The organism is Lactiplantibacillus sp. 3062, from assembly GCF_055413545.1.
Genome location: NZ_JBVAYE010000007.1, coordinates 75,924 through 96,441, shown reverse-complemented (window position 1 = coordinate 96,441; position 20,518 = coordinate 75,924). Strand labels below are relative to the sequence as shown.

Annotated in this window: 13 protein-coding genes and 2 pseudogenes; all 15 read right to left on the bottom strand. The window is 46.0% G+C overall.

Annotated elements, in window-relative coordinates:
- Positions 1-100 precede the first annotated feature (100 nt).
- The gene (gene holA, locus ACWQAU_RS10590) at positions 101-1,162 is read right to left on the bottom strand and encodes a DNA polymerase III subunit delta (RefSeq protein WP_003640804.1); all 1,062 of its coding nucleotides are present in this window, start codon (positions 1,160-1,162) and stop codon (positions 101-103) included.
- Positions 1,113-3,404 carry a DNA internalization-related competence protein ComEC/Rec2 gene (locus ACWQAU_RS10585; RefSeq protein ID WP_027821341.1) on the bottom strand — a complete coding sequence of 764 codons (2,292 nt, stop codon included), beginning with the start codon at positions 3,402-3,404 and terminating at the stop codon, positions 1,113-1,115. Before ACWQAU_RS10585 ends, holA begins: the two co-directional genes overlap by 50 nt.
- Complete coding sequence (locus ACWQAU_RS10580; protein ID WP_003645663.1) at positions 3,405-3,890, bottom strand: ComE operon protein 2; 486 nt, start codon at positions 3,888-3,890, stop codon at positions 3,405-3,407. It lies immediately after the preceding gene.
- Between the two features lie 54 nt (positions 3,891-3,944).
- Complete coding sequence (locus ACWQAU_RS10575; RefSeq protein ID WP_053338961.1) at positions 3,945-4,670, bottom strand: helix-hairpin-helix domain-containing protein; 726 nt, start codon at positions 4,668-4,670, stop codon at positions 3,945-3,947.
- A gap of 102 nt (positions 4,671-4,772) precedes the next feature.
- Positions 4,773-5,819: a SepM family pheromone-processing serine protease gene (locus tag ACWQAU_RS10570; RefSeq protein WP_027821343.1), complete on the bottom strand. Its 1,047-nt coding sequence runs from the start codon at positions 5,817-5,819 to the stop codon at positions 4,773-4,775.
- A complete protein-coding gene (gene coaD, locus ACWQAU_RS10565) occupies positions 5,812-6,303 on the bottom strand; it encodes a pantetheine-phosphate adenylyltransferase (RefSeq protein WP_003644584.1) in 492 nt (163 codons plus the stop codon). The genes ACWQAU_RS10570 and coaD overlap by 8 nt, the downstream gene beginning before the upstream one ends.
- 3 nt (positions 6,304-6,306) lie before the next feature.
- On the bottom strand, positions 6,307-6,870 hold the full coding sequence (gene rsmD / locus ACWQAU_RS10560; protein WP_003644585.1) for a 16S rRNA (guanine(966)-N(2))-methyltransferase RsmD: 564 nt from the start codon (positions 6,868-6,870) through the stop codon (positions 6,307-6,309).
- A 15-nt stretch (positions 6,871-6,885) separates the two neighbouring features.
- Entirely contained in the window at positions 6,886-7,188 is a 303-nt protein-coding gene (locus tag ACWQAU_RS10555) for a YlbG family protein (RefSeq protein ID WP_003640811.1), read from the bottom strand.
- 160 nt (positions 7,189-7,348) lie between these two features.
- The gene (locus ACWQAU_RS10550) at positions 7,349-10,780 is read right to left on the bottom strand and encodes a pyruvate carboxylase (RefSeq protein WP_027821344.1); all 3,432 of its coding nucleotides are present in this window, start codon (positions 10,778-10,780) and stop codon (positions 7,349-7,351) included.
- Between the two features lie 30 nt (positions 10,781-10,810).
- Entirely contained in the window at positions 10,811-11,977 is a 1,167-nt protein-coding gene (locus ACWQAU_RS10545) for an FtsW/RodA/SpoVE family cell cycle protein (RefSeq protein WP_003645668.1), read from the bottom strand.
- A 462-nt stretch (positions 11,978-12,439) separates the two neighbouring features.
- Positions 12,440-14,030: pseudogene (locus ACWQAU_RS10540) on the bottom strand (TIGR03766 family XrtG-associated glycosyltransferase).
- Positions 14,031-14,131: 101 nt separating this feature from the next.
- Positions 14,132-15,484, bottom strand: a complete 1,353-nt coding sequence (locus tag ACWQAU_RS10535) for a TIGR03111 family XrtG-associated glycosyltransferase (RefSeq protein WP_011101666.1) — start codon at positions 15,482-15,484, stop codon at positions 14,132-14,134.
- Positions 15,484-16,083, bottom strand: a pseudogene (gene xrtG, locus ACWQAU_RS10530) (exosortase family protein XrtG). The gene ACWQAU_RS10535 and the pseudogene xrtG overlap by 1 nt, the downstream one beginning before the upstream one ends.
- Before the next feature lie 931 nt (positions 16,084-17,014).
- Positions 17,015-18,316: a Firmicu-CTERM sorting domain-containing protein gene (locus tag ACWQAU_RS10525; RefSeq protein WP_027822006.1), complete on the bottom strand. Its 1,302-nt coding sequence runs from the start codon at positions 18,314-18,316 to the stop codon at positions 17,015-17,017.
- 266 nt (positions 18,317-18,582) lie between these two features.
- Positions 18,583-20,421, bottom strand: coding sequence for a translational GTPase TypA (gene typA, locus ACWQAU_RS10520; RefSeq protein ID WP_003644590.1), 1,839 nt, complete (start codon positions 20,419-20,421; stop codon positions 18,583-18,585).
- Positions 20,422-20,518: the final 97 nt, after the last annotated feature.

Sequence of the window (20,518 nt, the reverse complement as noted above, 5' to 3'; positions counted from 1 at the left end):
CTGAGAATTCCGGTCGACCATCTTTTTTGGGCTCCATATCTAAGCACTATTACTTTTGCCTTCGTGAATAGTCGTTCTCGCTTGTCCAACAAGCCAATGCCTAACGGGACAGCCGCGTTCCGACCGCTGCCTGTCGCTCATTAACAAATTGAACCATAAATAACTCAAAGAGCAACTCCGGGTCGCGTTGTGTCGTTTTCATTTGTACTTCTGTTTGGAGCAGTCCTAAGTACGCCGCCCGTAACGCAGCTTGATCAAAATGGCGGACCGTTTGCATGGCTAGTTTGACCCGATATGGGTGCACTTTAAGCGTGCTAGCTAGGCTGCCCTGACTATAGCCTGCACGCGCCATAATTTTGACCTGTAGCAACAATCGGAATTGTCCTAATAAGATTGCATTGATCTTTAGTGGGGCTTCCTGAGCTGCCACCAGTTCATGGTAAAGTTCGACCGCTGACTGCGTCTGATAACGAAGTACATCGTTGACCAAATCAAAAACATTTTGCGTCAGTGATTTAGTCACCAAAGCCTGAACTGCCGCTAAATCAATTCGTTGGGATTGGGCTGCGTAAATCATCAACTTCGGTAATTGTCCCATAATCAGTCCCAACTGCCCGTCAGTTCGATTAACCAGTTCCTGTAGTGCGTCCGCATCAATGCGAATCTGTTTCTCATCTAACGCCGCTTGCACATAGCGTTGCGTTTCAGCCTCCGAGACTTGGTTGACTTCAACCGTCGTCGCCTGTTTTTTTAACGTTTTAACGAGCTTTTTACGCGCATCTAATTTCTCATAGGGTGCCATAAACACCAGAATCGTACTTGGTTCCGGTTGTTCAAAATAGTGCTGTAGTGAGGCCAGATCATGGTCAACCTTGGTCTTCTTATTTTCACCCGTCAAAAAGTACGGGTGATTAATAAAGACTAATCGCCGTTCACCAAAAAACGGTGCCGACATTGCATCATCTAAAGCCACAGCTACTGGCGTCGTTTCCATATCATAACTGCCGACGTTCATCGTTTGTTCTTCACTGGGAATTTGCTGCGTAAAAGCCTGTTTGAGCTGATCGGCCAAATAGTCGACCGTTCCCAAGATAACATAGATCGATGCCAAGTCACCGTTGCGAATCGATTTTAACGCCTGTTGTGCGTTGATGGCGATCACCTTCCTTTAAAAATGTTTGCCAACGTCCCTGGCGATGATTAACGAAACGATAGGTTATCATCCCCTGCAAAGCCGTTGAATAAGTGACAATATGCTGTTCAGCTAGAGTTATTAGTGTTTCTTGATTCGGATGCCCATAGCGATTGTGCCGACCCACCGATAAAATACCGTGGTGCACACCTAATTGGCGCAAAGCTAACGGATCCGAGGCTGTTTTACTGCCATGATGCCCTAGCTTTAAAACGTCCACGCGTAATTGTGGATATCGGGCAACGATTGCACGCTCCCCCGCTCGGTCAAGATCACCCGTAAACATGAAACGTTGCTGACCAAAAACCCCCGTTAGCACCAACGAATCTTCATTTTCAGCCCGTCCCGGTTTAAACGGATGCACCGCAACCAATCCATCTGCAAACGTATGGCCGGCCAATGCTTCAACCACTTTAGGCCGCTTTCTGGCAGGCACTAGCAGCTTTTGAAACTTGGCCAGGCGCGCCATTCCGGCAGGTACCACCACTTGATTGACCGGCATCAAGCGTAAAAGTTCACCCAAATCACCAATATGGTCAACATCCTTGTGTGATAAATAAACTGTATCCAAGTGAGTGATCCCTAGCCGGTGCAAATAATTGACCGTAATCGTTTCCGCACGCGATCGCGGTTGTACCTGCTCTGCCTGCCAACGTGGCCGGGAAAAGTGTAGTTGCCCCCCAGTATCGATCAAACTCACTTGGCGGTTAAATGGTTGGCGAATCAAGATCGAATCGCCCTGACCGACATCGATAAATTGAACGGCACCGTGAAGTGGAAAACGTAGACTAAGACTAAAACAAGCATATGCCAGTAACAGTCCCCAGTAATACCGACGCCGCGGTGTCCGTAACAACCACAAACTCAATAGACTGAGCGTCCATGCCCACAGTGTACTCGGTTGACCGATAATGAGTAGGCCTGGCCAATGGCTGACCCACTCAAGCCAATTCTGAAAATTAACCAACACCCATTCACACGCGCTGGTGACATTGGCAGAACCAAAGCCAATGCTCGCCCCCACGACCGTCACCGGTAATAATACCCAACTAAAAATAGGCGCAACCACCAAATTGACTGCTAAGGACCACAGATGCCACTGCGCCGTAGCCACAAGCAAAACCGGTAAACTGATAACCTGAATCCAAATTGCTAATCGCCACGGCGGCAAACCAGGCATTAAGATCAGTAGCAAGGCTAGTCCATAACTGAGCTGACCACCTAATTGGCTCAATACCAAAGGATTATGGGCAATCCCCATTATCAGGGCAAGGCTCCAACCACCCAACGCCCCACTTGACTGATGTGTTAGCAACTGCCAAATAATTGGTAAAGCCGCGGTTACAACTGCCCGCCGCAAGCTATCGGCACCGCCGCCCAAGACAAGGTATGCTGGCAAGAGCCCTAATAACCAAATATCGATTGCTTGCTGACTTAGATGCAGTCGTAACAAGACCCATTGCAAGAATTTAACTAATAAAATAACATGCATACCCGACAAACTGAACAAATGCAATAGTCCCAGCTGTTGAACGGCCCCCATTGTCGTCTGAAAATCTGTGGGGCGTATCCCAACCAGTAGACTCGTCGCATAACGACTAAGCGTTGGTGGCAATCTTTGACAGGCTAGAAAGAATTGCTGACGCCATTGGTGTAATCGATCAAGTAGCACCAGCCAACCACGCTGCGGCGCAATTTCTATTCGTTGAACCGCTGTGACCGTCACTTGGCGGGCGATGCCTTGACTGCGATAATACCTAGGCGCATTAAACTGCCCCGGGTTGGTAGGAGGTGCGATGGCGGCGACTTCCCCCTGAACGTGCCAGATCGTCCGGTGAGTAAACTGGGTCAGATACTGTTTTTCAGTGGCACTTTTCAGCTGTCCTCTAACAAGTACTTTGCCCATTGGACTAGTGGCAATCAGCTGATACTGACCACCGCGCACCGTAATCGCATCGGGTTGGACAGCCAAATGGCTTGTGACCACCTGACTGGGCTGCTGAACAATGGAGGCGAAACGGTGGTTTTGCCAGTTCAGCCAGATTGCCAAAGATAAAACACAGCCAATCGTCACCATCAAACACTGTCGATCTCGTAATCGGATGACTCGCAATAACCAAATTAATAATAATCCGGCTGCCAGCCATTGTTGGTCAACTAACCAACTACTAAGTAAGCCGCACGCAATGGCGGCAAAAAATAGTGCGCGCAATTAGTCACGATCTAACAAGATTTGATCAAGATTCAGCTTATCCAAATCTGATTGGTCGAACTGAACTTGTTGTAAAGCCACGTGTTTTCGTTCAATTAAGGACATGGCATACGCATCGTTATGATAATTACGTAAATAATGAATTTTTTGAATTCCAGCTTGTAATAACATTTTCGTGCATTGTAAACATGGAAAGTCAGTGACATAGATTTCAGCACCATCCGTAGCTGCACCGAATTTTGCACACTGCAAAATCGCATTCATTTCCGCGTGAATAGTGCGAACACAGTGCCCATCAACAAGGTAACACCCCTCATCGATACAATGAACATCGCCGGATACTGAACCATTGTAACCACCCGCAATAATGCGTTTGTCGCGAACAATCGTGGCACCAACCGAAAGCCGCTCACACGTGCTTCGACTCGCCAATAAGACCGCCTGCATCATAAAATACTGATCCCATGGAATTCGTTGATCTTTCATCATTTTATGCCTCACTTTCAATGACAGTAGTATACCAAAATGTGCGCTTTGAAACTAGACGGTGAGCTGGTCTTTGTATTTGGCCACAGTCTTTTCTCCAAAGCCGCTGACGTTTTTCAAATCATCAATTGTTTTAAAATTACCATGTTGCTGGCGATAATCAATGATTTTTTCAGCTTTCTTCTGCCCGATTCCGCTCAACGTTTGCAACGCGGCCACATCAGCCGTGTTGAGATTGACCTTATCCGTTGCCGCATGATCACTAGTTGGTGTTCCGCCAGTAGGCCCCGTTGACTGGACGACTGGTGGCGCAACAGCCGGGGCCTGTTCGCCCTTAGCTGGCACGTAGATCACTTGCTGATCGGTTACTTTGGCAGCCAAGTTGATCTGCCGAGCATCTGCCTGTGGCTGCATGCCTTGTGCCAGTTGGATGACATCCGCGACCCGCATACTAGCAGTAACCTGATACAACCCTGGTTTATTAACCGCACCCTTAATATCGACATACCCGGGTGAACTAGCACCTGTTGGTCGGGCTGGGCTCGGTGTAGCGTTCGACGGTTGGGTACTCGTTGCGGGCTGGTCAGCATTGGCAGACGTTCGACTCGAGCCTCCCATTGATGTGGAATTGAACGAATGTGCCAACAAATTATCCGTACCGGCGGGTTCAGGCTGCTTAAGTTGACTCAGTGCCCATCCCGTTATCAAAATAATGATCACGGCAGTAACACCACCAACAATCCGCCAGTGCATTTTGAGCAGCTTAATCCAATCTATCATTTGTTTTCACCCCTTCAGCGAATAGTTACGCAAAAGGAGCGGCTGCCCATGAAAAAAGTTTGGGTTTTACCCCAAACTTTGCTAACTTGCATTTCAATTTTACTATTGGTGTGTCTGCAAATAATGAACGGCCTGTTTAAATGAGGTCACTGGAACAACTTTCATATTAGGCGCGTACTTTTTCGCGGTCGCTTTAGCAAGTTGATAGTTAGTTTGACCCTTTTCTTCAACCGCCAAAAGCACTTTGGTTGGTTTCACATACGGTGCAAAGAAAATTGTCGCCCCTGCTCGCTTAGCAGCAATCACTTTCTTGTCGATACCACCAATTTCACCAACTTGTCCATTTTGATCGATGGTGCCGGTCCCCGCAATCTTCCGTCCGTGTCGCAAATTCTGATTAGTCAATTGCTGATAGATTTGCAAGCTAAACATCAATCCGGCCGAGGGACCCCCGATTTGTCCGGGATCAACCTTAACCGGAATAGTCGTCGTCACTTTAATATTATCAGTTAGGCCGATACCAATCCCGGCGCGGTGCGTGCTCAGCTTGATTAGGGGCGCACTTGCTTGCTTCAAATGGCCCTTTCGCCGATACGTGATCGTCACTCGATGTCCGACGCCCTGCTTACCAATATAATGCTGATACGCACTGGCTGTATTAAAATGGTGGCCATCGACTTTCGTAATCGTATCGCCAACTTTTAACTGGTTTCTAAATTTCGAATTAGACTGAACCGTTAAAACGTAGATACCCTGATAAACCTTGCGGTATTGCTGATGCGCAGCCGAATACGCCGTCGCGATAGCTTCGTTGATTGCACTTCGCATATAAAACTTCTGAACCCGATTATAAGTCGCGTCATCCTGACCGCCAGTCATATCCTGAGCACTGACCACGTCATAGTGCGGATTCAATTGTGCGTAAAGCCACATCAGCGGCGTCGCTCGAGCTTCTGCGACCGAGGTCAACATAAACTTACCCCGGTGATGATCCGGATGCCGCTTGACGGTCACAAAAGTCTTCAAATTGTTTGCACTTCCGGGTCCTTCAATATAGTACGGTAAAGGAATTAGAAATAGTGCAAGTACCACCAGTATCACGACCAGCAAGCCCCAGTAACGTTTTAACAACTCCCGGCCCTTAGTCATGCTGATCAGTTCCTAACCGCTGATGGAGTTTTTGCGCCACCGCGGTCGGGACGTACTTGGAAACGTCCGCTCCCATCTTGGCAACTTCCTTAATTAAGCTGGAAGAAAAGTAAGCGTACGGGGGCCGTGCAATCAAGCAAATCGTTTCGATCGTCTCGTCTAATGACTTGTTCATCCAAGCGATATCGCGTTCATATCCAAAGTCCTGTTCATTCCGCAAACCTCGTACCAAAACTGTCGCATGGACACTCGCCATAAAGTCAACGGTCAAACCAGTTGCGGCCTGAACTTCAACGTTGGGTAAATCCGTCAGCTCATCACTGATCATCGCGACTTTTTCCGTCATCGTAAATAACGGTTGCTTACTCGTATTGACCATGACGGCCACAATCAACCGGTCAACTAATCGACTGGCACGTTGAATCATATCCAAGTGGCCCCGTGTGATTGGGTCGAAACTCCCCGGAAAAACTGCTGTCACCATAACTTACCCGACCTCCGTTACTTTTTGGTAAATGGTAATGACCGTAATACCGTAATCTTGTTGTCTGATCAACTCAAATCCGGGTAAGACCGTTGGCAAGTTCGCATTCGTATCCGTCTCACAAATGATCCGACAACCCGGATTCAGCAATCCTAGTGCATCACAATGCTGAATATCCTTCACAATCTGTTGCTTGGCATAGGGTGGGTCTAAAAACACCCAATCAAAGTATTCATCTTGGGATGCTAATCGGTCCAAAATACGCTCAGCATCGCCTTTGATAACTTCAAATCGTTCGGGGGCTTTTGTAACGGCAATGTTATCCTTGATCGTCTTGATGGCTTGATACTGCCGATCAATCAAGACGGCCCGAGCCACTCCGCGTGATACAGCTTCGATACTCAAGCCACCGCTCCCAGCAAATAAGTCTAGGGACTGCCCACCATCGAAATAGGGGCCAATAATATTAAAAACAGCTTCTTTAACCTTGTCCGTCGTCGGCCGAGTTTGCATGCCTGGCACGGCTTTGAGCCGCCGACCACCAAAGTCTCCTGCTACAATTCGCATTTCATCTTCACCAACTTAATCCTCATCATCGTCATCAGGCGCACCAGTCGTGGTTGGCTTAAAAAAGCCTTGATCCACACGTTCGCCAAAGTTCATTGCAACGTCCGGGCGGTATGACGGTTCAACCCTGCGGACAAAATTTAATTTTTTGATTTTCGTGGTCGCGGCCGGAATTTGACTTTCATCCATGTACAAGACCACATAATGCTCTTTACGCGATTGGTATTGAATTAATCCAAAACGTTTCAATTGACGCACCTGCTTCATCGAATGCATATAAACGATGAGCGACCGGCGCGGTTTAACTGTAAAATCCATCGAACCTCACCTCTTCTACTAGCATTGCTGTTTAAATGTTAGGCTAGATTCAGCATTTCGTCAACTAAGTTCTTAACTACGCAGTGGTTTTTATTGGCGAAGCGCTGAAGCTAAAAAACACTAGTAACCTAAGCCACTAGTGTTTTTGCTTGAAATATCCTTATTGTGGTGCAATCTCGAGCAGTAAGTCATCCGTCTGAATGACGTCACCCGCATTAACATAAATATGTTCGATGACCCCATCTTCCGGTGCCTGAATGGTTGTCTCCATCTTCATTGCTTCCGTCACAAGTAATGGCTCACCTTTCTTAACCGTTTGGCCCTTCTTAACTAACAGTTTCAGAACTGAACCACTCATCGTTGCGCCAACTTCATCTTCATTAGTTGGTTCCGCCTTGCGCGTGCTGGTTGCCGATTGGTGAATAGCATTGTCCTTGACCATAATCTCTTGATTTTGACCATTGATACTAAAGTAAAGTGTCCGGACACCATCGACATCGGGATCACTAATCTGATTAAGCTTGACGATCATCGTCTTACCTTTGGCTAACTCAATATTGACCGTCTCACCGAGCCGCATGCCTTGGAAAAAGGTCGGTGTGTCTAACAGTGATACGTGCCCGTAGCGCTTATGGCTAGCGTCGTAATCCATGAATACTTTCGGGTACAGGATGTAGCTGAGCACTTCCTGATGGCTCGCTTCATGACCAAGCTTAGCCGATAGCTCTGCTTTGATCGCAGCAAAGTCAGCTGGTTTGGCTAAACTACCGGGCCGCACAGTCAACGCTGGCTGGCCTTTCAAGACAATCTGCTGGAGCTTCTTTGGAAAGCCTCCGACTGGTTGACCAAGATTGCCAGCAAAGAAGTTGATGACCGATGCCGGGAAATCGAGCTTGGTACCCTGATTATAAACATCGTCCGGTGTCAAGTGATTTTCCATCATGAACAGGGCCATGTCACCAACAACTTTAGAGCTGGGCGTAACTTTGATAATATCACCAAACATATCATTGACCGTCGCATACATCGTCTTAACTTCTTCCCAACGATCCCCAAGACCAACAGCCTTAGCTTGTTGCTGCAAGTTAGAATATTGTCCACCCGGCATCTGCGTCTGATAAATATCTGTCTGTGGTCCGGTCATACCGTTCGAGAAGTCTTGGTAGTATGGCCGTACGCCTTGCCAATACCGATTGATGGCTTCAACGTTGTTAATATCAACATCAGGTTGACGATCATTGTGGGCTAATGCGTAATACAACGAACTCATTGATGGTTGGCTGGTCGTGCCTGATAGCGCACTCGCAGCAACATCGACCACGTCAACACCAGCTTCCACTGCTCGGGCATAGGTAAAGATTCCATTACCAGTCGTATCATGCGTATGCAGATGAACTGGCACGGACAGCGCGTCTTTCAACGTCGATACTAATTCATAGGCGGCCTCTGGCTTTAACACACCCGCCATATCCTTGATAGCAATAATATCGGCACCAGTTGATTGCAGATCCAAGGCCAGCTGACGGTAATAATCAAGATTGTATTTTTGCCGGTCAGGGTCCATAATGTCGCCCGTATAACAAATCGTGGCTTCCGCAATCTTCCCGGTTTCCTTGACGGCCTGAATACTCTTTTCCATTTGAGGAATCCAATTCAAACTGTCAAAAATGCGGAAAACATCAATGCCACTCTTAGCTGCTTCTAAGATAAATTCGCGAATCACATTATCTGGATAGTTCTGGTAACCCACCGCATTGGAACCACGGAACAACATTTGGAAGAGTGTCCGGGGCATTGCCTGCCGAAGTTCTTTCAGCCGATTCCAGGGATTTTCATTTAGAAAACGATAGGCCACATCGAACGTCGCACCACCCCACATCTCATAGGAGAATAACTGTGGCAACGCTTTTTGTGAAGCCGCGGCAACGGCTAACATATCCTTCGTCCGCATCCGCGTTGCAAATAAACTCTGATGCGCATCCCGCATGGTCGTATCTGTTAATAACACTTGCTTCTGGGCTAACAACCACTGTTGTAATCCCTGGACACCTTGTTGATCCAACACGTCTTTTGCCGTGACGATGTCGGGTGCGATCGGTTGAAAATCATCCTTAAACTCAACGTCCGGATAGTACTTCTTCGAATGTTGGGCAACGTCAGCGAAACCATTGACCGTCACATTCCCAATATACTTCAACATCTTATCTTCACGTTGCGTATCGTCAGGGAATTTGAAGAGCGTTGGGGTCTGATCAATAAACCGGGTCCCCGCTTCACCTGCTTGGAACGTTGGGTTGTCAATCACATTCAGCATAAACGGAATGTTCGTCTTCACGCCGCGAATATCGAATTCAACTAGGACGCGTCGCATTTTATGAACGGCCGCTTTGAAGTTCCGCGCCGCAACACAAGCCTTTACAAGCAGTGAATCAAAATAAGGTGTTACGATTGCGCCGGAATAGGTATTACCAGCATCCAAACGAACCCCATTACCACCTGGTGACCGGTACGTCTCGATGCGACCAGTATCTGGCATAAAATCATTTGCGGGATCTTCCGTCGTAATTCGACACTGAATTGCCGCACCCTTATATGTCAATGCGTCTTGATGTGGTAACCGTAAATCCTCGAATAGGTCACCACCCATCGCAATTTTGAGCTGAGCATGGACAATATCGATTTCGGTAATCATTTCTGTCACCGTATGTTCAACTTGAACCCGCGGATTAACTTCCATGAAGTAGAATTGGTCCCCTTCAACCAAGAATTCAACCGTTGCGGCGTTTAAATAGTGTACACTCTTCATCAAGTCGACTGCGGCGTTACAGATCTTTTGACGCAACTCGATTGGCAGGGCCACGGCCGGTGCAAATTCAATCACCTTTTGATTACGGCGCTGAACAGAACAGTCACGTTCAAATAAATGCATGACATTGCCGTGAGCATCCGCTAAAATCTGGACTTCAATGTGTTTGGGATTCGCGATGAATTTTTCCAAGTAAATCTCGTCATCACCAAAGGATTGCATGGCCTCTGAACGGGCACGGTCAAAAGCTTCTTGTAATTCAGAAGCTTCATGAACGATGCGCATTCCCCGACCACCACCACCCATGGCAGCTTTGATCATAATTGGATAACCGTATTGCTGAGTAAACTGTAACGCCTCGTTCAGGCTAGTAACCGGGTGTAAGGTGCTCGGAATCGTCTGCACGCCGGCATCGCGAGCTACACGTTTGGCCGTAATCTTATCACCAAACATCTCGAGGTGCTCTGGCTTAGGACCAACGAAGGTCATGCCTTCTTCAGCAATCCGCCGAGCAAAAGTAGCATTTTCAGATAAAAAGCCGTAACCTGGGTGAATCGCATCCACATGATTTTCTTTAGCAATGCGAATAATATCTTCAATATCCAGGTAAGCCGCAATCGGCGCCTTACCCTCACCTACTAAGTACGCTTCATCAGCTTTAAAACGGTGAACTGAAAACTCATCTTCTTTGGCGTAAATCGCAACAGTCTGAAGGCCTAATTCGTGGCAAGCACGAATGACCCGGGTCGCAATTTCACCACGGTTAGCAATTAATACTTTCTTCACCAAAATCCCTCATTTCCAAATAAAATCGTCTTAGCCTGCCTGTCGAACTGTATTAAGGCGCGCCATTTTTTCAAGTGCACTAATGTTTAATACCAATCCTAGTGAAAGCGTCAATACCATCATGCTAGAACCACCATAACTCATGAATGGGAAGGTCACCCCAGTAATCGGAATCAGACCAACGATCCCACCCACATTAATAAATGCTTGAATGGTCATGTAGGCTGCGACACCGTAACAGACCAACGCGTTGAACGTATTAGTCGCACGAACCCCGATATAGATCGTGCGCATCACGATGACAAGTAGTAAGCCCATTACGATTAAAATGCCAATTAGTCCGAGTTCTTCGGCAGTGATTGACATAATAAAATCAGTGTTCGGTTCGGGTAAATAACCACGTTTTTGCAAACTATTCCCAATCCCAACGCCTGTCAAACCACCGTTTGAGATGGCATAGTAAGAGTTGACTAACTGCGTCCCCGCTCCTGAAGCCGTTTTAAACGGATTCAGGAAACCGAGAAACCGCCGTAACTGATAAGAATTTGCAAAAGCACTTTGGGGCATGCGACTCACTAAAGGTACTAAAATCCATTCAAAGGCCGCGACCGCCCCAGCAAAGACACCAACACCTACAAAGTATGAAATGCCACTCGCAAACAAAATAACCGCCGCGATGGCTAAATTAATCGTGGCCCCACCAAGGTCGGGTTGCACAAAAATCAGTAAAATCATCGCGAACAACATCACAAACTGAGCACCCAATTCACGGATTCGAGCCACCCCAAAATGTGCCTCCCGTTGAGAAATAATTGATGCCAAGTAAATGATCAGGTAAAACTTGCAAAATTCAGCTGGTTGGATCGAGACTGGTCCCAAAATGATCCAGCCAGCCGCCCCATTAATTGATTGACCAACCAATCGGAGGAGAACCAGAACAAATAACATCGCAAACCCTAACATACCAAGTAACTTGGTTTGCTTAAAATAGTCGATCTTCAAATTCATACAAACCAAGGTGATCACTAAGCCTAAGACGACCCAGATCAGTTGTTTAACTAAATAACCGGTGGGTGTCGAACCGTTTTGTGCGGCTACGTATGAACTCGATGAATAGACCATGACAACGCCGATCCCGCTGAGAATCAAATACGGGATAAACAGCACATAGTCCATATAGTGTAACTTTTTCCACATGAGCTTAAATCCCACCCTAATTAATATCTCAATTCGGATTATCCCCCACAATAACGCGAACTGTTTGCTTGCAACAATTATAGCATAAGTCGATTTTAACACAGCATTTTCACATATTAATTTGTTGTTTTTTAATCAAGTTTGGATTACTGATTTACAAACCAGTGCGTTTAGCCTCATTAATAACCGACTGGTAGCGCCTCCAAATCAGTGTATTTTCCTTAAATGAACGTACCTAGACGATTTGAACAACCCGCGCCGTTCCGGCACTTGACGTCGGAATGAATTTGTCGCGCATTGCCACCCATAACGCGATAAGCGCCCCCGCAAGAGCCAACAATCGACAACGTGAACGATAAAATAGCCGTGGTAAGCCCTATTTAGGACCCACCACAGCTATTTTGGATTGCTAACCGCTCGTTAACGATCGCTTTCGTGTCACGCACTGGGACGATTGCACGCTCACTCGGACTCATCTGCCGCAATCGCGGCTCGCAACTTACGCTGATACCAATCCCTAACACGCCGGACATTCGCAACTGCCCGTTCAAATGAGAATGCGCCCAGTAATAGCAGGCACGGTAAGTACTGAATTAGGTACCGACTCCGACCACCTTCGAACAAGAGGAGGAAGATAAACCCCACCAATCATCGCCAACCGGAGCAATTGAATCAATTGCCAGCGCGGGCCAAAACCCAACGCGATAATCACGAGTAGCACTAACCACCACAGTTGCGCCACAAACCGAAAATCTGCAATATGGCGACCGTATAAATAAATAAAGTTTTTTAACCAATTACTAAAGCCCTGGTTGCTTGGTTTTTGATTTTCGCGAAAGAAATTGCCTTCCTTCAACCAGCCAAAGGTCCCGTCAGCAGTATTATTGCGTTGCTTTTTTACCAAGAATTCAAGGTAACCCCACGGTCCCAGTTTCTTGAGCTGACGCTTCAGCATCTTGATTGAGTAAGCCGTTTTTTGTGCCTTGGTGGGCAAAACGGCCATCTGTATCGCCTGCTTTTCACTATACCCGCCGGTGCCGTAAACGCCCATGGCCATAAAATGAATCGCCGGAATCGACCTTGATTTATCGATTTTGATATACGTCTGGTTCTGGATGGCCTGATTCGTATAATGATAAGTGAGGCCGGCACTTTCGAGCATCAAGATTGCCATGGCGACCGTCACAAAAATCATCGTCGTTTGTGAACCCTGCCGCGACCGCAAGCGTGCTAAAAAGCTGATGATGGCAATGGCGATTACCGGAATAATGGATGAGGGTTTCATGAAGTACGTTAATGTCACACTCACGCCAAACCCGACGGCGGCGGCCACACGCAGTGACGGCGGTCGCTTCGTTTGACTCATCACAAAATAGCACAGCATGAAAAACGAAACCAGCGGTAGTCCCCAAGCATCCGTATACGGCATAATAATACTTGGAAAAACCGCTAACCAACCGGCGTGCAGATACATAGCGATTCCTAACGCCGAGCGTCGTACCACAAATACGCTCATTAAATTGAAAGCTGCTGAAAGATCGACAAAAAACAGCGTCACGTAATCAAAAAATTGCCATGAAGTTTGACCAGTCACTTCCGATAGCCAGTGCATAAAAAGCATGATTGGCATGTTGTTTTGATTAAGACTGTAATACGCCGTCACGCCCACCTCCTGGACGTGTTTCGCACTGGTAGCCGCATAGTGGAGCATCCCAGCGTCAAAGCCACTGACGGGATGGACAAATGTCACGAATACGAGCTGACCAATAAAAACGAGTGCTAACAAGACACCAGCCGTCCGGAGCTGATTTGTGATTAGTAGTCGATATAGCACCCGATGAACGCGCGGATACGCATAGTTCATAATCAACACGGCGACAATCACAATAATCAACCCCGTCGTCAATAAGGTCGTACTCGTCCCAAACGTCGCGTTATCCCCTAAAATAATATTCGGCGACATTACTGCAAATAACAACATTGGTGCAAATAGTAACCACCAAACGCTCGTAATCATCTTCTGACTAAATTGATAAAAATAACGTCTCATCATTAATCTACTTCGTTTGAATTCTTGCACCTGAACTAAACAATCAAGATATTCCGCTAACTTCGCGTGATATCTTGTAGTCAGCCAACACGTGCCGCTTCAACTCATTTTCCTTTCCGGCGTCGATAGTGATTGTGAATTGTACGCCTATCATCACGTAAGACGGCCAACAACCGTTGCCATTCTTCGGTGAACCCCCGCATTTTCCAAGTTGCCTGGGTCGTCATCGCATTGATAACACCAATCAATCGAATCCAAGCTGTCAAAAACATATAAAGTGGCAGCGTTAATGTTAGCCACCATAAATGCTTGTAGAAATGGCGTTCTTCAGGATACGGCTTTAATAAAATACCAACACTAATAAAGTTAATAACCCCTACCATGACGTATAAACTATAGATCAAGAGATATGAAAGCCCCACGACCACAGTTGAATAGCCAAAAGCAATCAAAACAATCGTCGCAAAAGTCCAAATCATTCGTGGAAACGTAAACGTGTGATCAATCATAATTCGCCGCACCAAAAATTCTTTGAAAAAGCCCTTGATGCTAGCTGTTTGTGACATATAATGTTGTGCAACTTCCAGTTCACCACGTTGCCAGCGCTGGCGTTGCGTATATAACTCGGAAAAGCCTGAAATTGGCGCCACATAAAAAATAGCATCTGCACAAATAACGACCTTTTTGCCTAAACGTGTCCGAATCTGAAACGTCATGTCCGTGTCCTCACCGATTGTATCGGTGTCATACAAGAAAGTTTCCATTAACACTTCCCGTCGAAATGCCGAGAAAGCTCCTGACATGGTAAACAACTGGTCGCGGAACGACTCGATGGTACGGCCAGAAAGAAAAGCCTGTGCATATTCGTAATACTCATTTTTAGCCAACAGCCGATGCCACCAACCATGAACTTGCTTAACCAAGTTTCTTTGTGGGAGCACTGCCCCGGTCATGGCCGCAATCTGCTCATCGTTCTCGAACCGTAGTACCATATTTTTAATCGCGTTGGGTTCCAATAAACCATCACTATCAATATTAATGACATAACTACCAATACTCTCGTAAATGGCCGCGTTAAGCGCGCGAGCTTTCCCCTTGTCAGTATTGACATACCGTAAAAATAAATTAGGAAACGCATTTTGGGCGCGGGCATACGCCCCAAAACTATCATCGGTACTCTGATTATTCGCCAAAATAATTTGCATGCTTTTTTTATCATACGTTTGATGATCGATGGAACGAATGCAGTCAAATAACGTATCTTCAGAATTATAAACCGGTACAATGATGGTTACCCACGGCCACTTAGCAGGCGCTTTAAGCCGGGGCATGTGGCGATGTAGTCGCATTAACTTAATAGTCGACATAATTGCCGGAATAATTTCCACCACGATCGGCACTAAGGCCCAGGTAATCCAAAACCCCATTCTAGTCAGCGCTAAGTTTATCCAGTACATCACAGGATTCGCTCCCTCCAATCAATAAACTGCTGATAAAGTCCTCGAGCTAACTGTGAATAGGTAAAAACATTGTAATATAAGACAATGACCAGAACATAGAACAGTAACCGCCCAATCACTGAATGAGCCAGAAAGAATGTTTGACCACCGCCAAAGTGAACAATCACAATCACCACGGACAGGCGTAATACATTAATCAAGTAAATATACAACAATCCAAAAACACCATAAAACACCTTTTCACGGCGCTGGTAAGCCGGGTAAAAGGCTACTAGCGAAATAAATGCGCACGTCTCAATGATTCCCGAGCATTCATAATCAATCGACATGATTACCGGATTACCACTATTAATAATGTAGACCAGGCCCATTTTGAACATAATACTGCACTAACCGATGATATCACTAAACAGCGCTACCCCATGAATCACAGCGTGGGTAAAAAACCACACCCAATACGGACGACTAATTGCCGTCAAGATAAAAAAGAGCCCGGCGCTTCCCACAATGAAGTAGAAGGCAGATAGCCGAGCCCGTTTGAGCACTGACAGTCCGTATAACCATATCACAATCCCTAGTAGGATCTTTACATTCATCGTACATCAGTCCTATTAATTAGCTTACCGACGCGCCTAAGCCGCCGGTGGTTATAAATTGATTGTCAGTAAATTAAATATCATTAGTTCAATAGTTATCGATTCAATTCACATCGTGCAAGTTAATCTATCTTTAATCATGATTAAAACGTGCCAATTTTAGATTCCTGTTCGTCAGCCGGTGCGCGTCCTATGCCGACCTCCGGGGCTGGGTGCCAATTGCTGGAACGCAGCCGACGTCGATTTGAGCTAACGCCTAACCCGCGTCATCTCAAATACGAGTCTTATTCTAAGCCGGAAGAAAGACACTTCCGACTAAGAATAATTTGGCTACTGAGCATTGTCACCCAGCCCCTCCGGTCGGGAAGCCGCTCGAATGGCTAATGAACGACCATCGAACTCGGTACAATTTGTCGTTGACTATTTTGATACTGGAATTTTAAACAAAGCGTTAGGTGTATTAAGCACTCCGTCAAGAGATTAAATCTCACTACAACAATTTAGGATTAGTGAGCTATCTCAATATCATTTTCAGTCTGACAGTTGATTGACAAAATTATGGTTTATGAAAAACAATGACGAATTCACCAAAAGTTGGGTACGCACATGTCCGCCATTCGAACACTGTCCCGACTTCCAGGCGTTTCGGCCAATGCTCAGCGGTGAAATTCCACTTAGCAAGCGTCCTTGGCTTGGTTAGTGGAAGACCAGTATTTAAGACGTGGGTTGCGGCTTAAATCTGTGTCCACCGCGTTCCAGCAATTGGCAGAAATGCCTGGAAGTCGGCTTAGGACGAACCAGCAAAACAAGTTTACACCAACTCGTATCTATTTCCAGCGGGTTTAAGCTGGCTGCTTCTGAATTTAAAGGAACGGCACGTTTTAATCGTGGTTAATGCTAAATAATAACGAGCACAACATGTTATCAATCATCAGTTCTTAGTGGTCGGTAAATCCGTTGCAGTTAATCGACGCCGCTTGCGGAATTTAAAGTATCCCCAAGCAACGATTACGACACCGACACCGGAAATTACGTACGGACCAGTTGAGCCCCCGGCCACGGTCATTTTTTGATTACCGATATTCGGATTGGACATCGTAATCGTTTGGCCGGTCATCGTTGAAATATCGAACTTGCTCAAGTCCACTCGGAATTCAGCAATCGAATGTGAACCGGCTTGAGAAACATACCCGTTGCCGACCGTCCCGTACTGATGGCCCTCATTGTACTTACCACCCGTAAATGAGACAGCTTTGACCGCCCCGTCACTTTGCGAGCTAGGCATCTCATTGGACCACACGTAATACTTCTGACCACCAATGTCGAAATTATAATCCCCGTAACCGGGAACCTGTCCATACTTCATCTTGACATAAACGTAGACGTACTTCCCGTCACTAACCATTGCCATATAACCGTTATAACCCTCGGTCAAAGTCACGTTCTTCCAATCATTAAAGTTACCATCGATTTTAATGTTGAGATTATCATTGTCATTGGCTACATTATTGTCCGTCGTCGAGGACGCCTTGGAAGAGACCGTGCTTTTATCAGTAATTACCCCAGCTGAGCTAGTTGCTGAGGAACTGGCTGCACTACTGGTGCTAGTCGTAGAACTTGAACTAGTTGTAGAATTCGCATTTGTACTTGAACTGGTACTACTACTTGAGCTAGTTGAAGTCGTCGTAATTGTTCCAACAGTGCTAGTCGTAGAGTCACTGCCGATATTCGGATTGACCATCGAAATCTGCTTACCACTCGCACTGTCAGTTAATCCTAACTTGGTTAAGTCAATCTGAAATTCGGCATAATTATGCGAACCGTCGTTGGTCACATATCCCGTCCCGACAGTTCCATACTGAGTACCATCGTTCCATTTACCACCAGTTAATGTGAAGGACTTGACCGTTCCCGAGCTAACACTACCTGAAATATTCTTAGACCAAATATAATACGTCTTACCATCAATAGTGAAATTATAGTCGCCATATCCTGGCACAGCACCATTTTTCATCTTGACGTAAACATTGACATACTGGCCAGCACTCGCGAGTGCCGTGTAACCATTATAGCCCTCCGTTAACGTCGCATCTTTCCAGTCGTTCATCTTGCCATCAATGGTGATGTTGGCGCTAGCATGCGCTGCGGTCGTCATTTCAGGATTGATCATTGTTGCCCCCGTTACCCCAAAAACGAGCATGCCTAAGATCATCAACTTATTAATTTTTTTCACGATGATCACACCTCCCAAGTTCAATACCATTTTAACGGGTAACGAAGACCTTTAGACTCTTTTTACCCTATAAGCTAATACTATACTCTGGATAACAATTTATCAATCATTATTTCCATCTAAATGAACCCAATAACCATTAATGGGACAATATTTGAGTTGGTGATTAAACGACTCCTCTTCGAACCGCTTTGGACGATACAGCCTTAGGCATGCCAGTACCAAAAAAGCACGCCCTATTAAGGACGTGCTTCCAAGCAATCAACTTACTTGTTCATTTTACGCTTTTTAGCTTCTTTTTCACGGGAGTTCGTGTTCAAAATGCGTTTCCGCAAGCGAACATGATCTGGCGTAATCTCACAGAATTCATCACTATTCAAGAATTCAAGCGATTCTTCCAATGTCAAATGCGTTGGCGTCTTGATTGTCGCCGTCAAATCCTTGTTAGAAGAACGCACGTTGGTCATGTTCTTACCCTTAGTAATGTTAACTGAAATGTCATTTTCGCGGCTGTTTTGGCCCACGATCATGCCTTCATATACTTCGGTACCTGGATCAACAAAAATCGTTCCCCGGTCTTCGATTCCCATTGTGGCGTATGTCGTAGTCTTACCCTGGTTGATTGAAACCAAAGCACCGTTACGACGGCCTGGGTTCCAGTTAGGAATAACTGGGAGATATTCAGAGAAAGTATGGTTCATGATTCCGTAACCACGCGTCAATGAAAGGAATTCAGTTGAATAACCGATCAAGCCTCGTGAAGGTGCTAAGAAAGTCAACCGGGTTTGGTTATTACCAGTACTTTCCATGTTCTTCATTTCAGCCTTACGCTTTGATAAGGTATCAATAATTGAACCAGTATATTCGTCTGGCGTATCGATTTGAACAGATTCAAATGGTTCGCAACGCTTACCATCAATTTCGCGATAGATAACTTCTGGACGAGATGCTTGTAGTTCATAACCTTCACGCCGTAACGTTTCGATTAAGATTGACAAATGCAATTCCCCACGACCAGAAACGACCCATGAACCAGGTTCGTCAGTATCATCAACCCGAAGTGAAACATCGGTTTCAAGTTCAGCCTTCAACCGCATTTCAAGTTGACGGGCAGTTACGAACTTACCTTCCTTACCCGCAAATGGTGAGGAGTTCGTACCGAAAGTCATTTGTAAAGTTGGTTCGTCAATCCGTAAGATTGGCAAAGCTTCAGGATTAGCTGAATCAGCAACCGTTTCACCAACGTTGATATCTTCCATCCCAGAAACAGCAACTAAGTCACCGGCGTGGGCTTCATTGATTTCCAAACGTTGAAGACCAAAGAACCCAAACAACTTAGTTACGCGGAAATTTTTCTTACTACCATCGAGTTTCATGACAGAAACACTGTCACCAACCTTGATCGTACCACGGAAGACCCGACCGATACCAACCCGACCAACATAATCGTTGTAGTCTAATAAGGCCACTTGGAATTGTAAAGGTTCGTCAGAGTTGTCAATTGGTGATGGGATCGTCTTGATGATCGTATCGAAGATTGGTTGCATCGTATGTTCCTGCTTAGCAGGATCTGATTCATAACTAGAAGTCCCATTTAAAGCTGAAACATAGACCACTGGGAAGTCTAATTGTGATTCGTCAGCACCTAATTCGATGAAGAGGTCTAACACTTCGTCAACGACCTCTTCAGGACGTGCACCGGGGCGGTCGATTTTGTTAATAACAACGATTGGTGTTAGGTGTTGTTCCAAAGCTTTTTTCAAAACAAACCGAGTTTGAGGCATCGTTCCTTCAAACGCATCAACAACGAGTAATACCCCGTCAACCATGCGCATGATTCGTTCAACTTCACCACCGAAGTCAGCATGTCCTGGTGTATCTAGAATGTTAATTTGTTTGTCGCCGTAACGTACGGCCGTGTTTTTCGAAAGGATCGTGATACCGCGTTCCTTTTCAATGGCATTAGTGTCCATCGCCCGATCGTCAATCTGGACATGTTCGTCAAGGGTATCCGATTGTTTAAGCATTTCGTTAACCAACGTCGTTTTACCGTGGTCAACGTGGGCAATAATGGCAATGTTGCGGATATCATCTCTAAATTTCAAAATTGATCTTCCTTTCATCCTTCAAAATTCTGACTATCTTCGACAGCAGAAATCTTACATATATTAATACAATCCGCCGTTACTATCAAGTCATAGC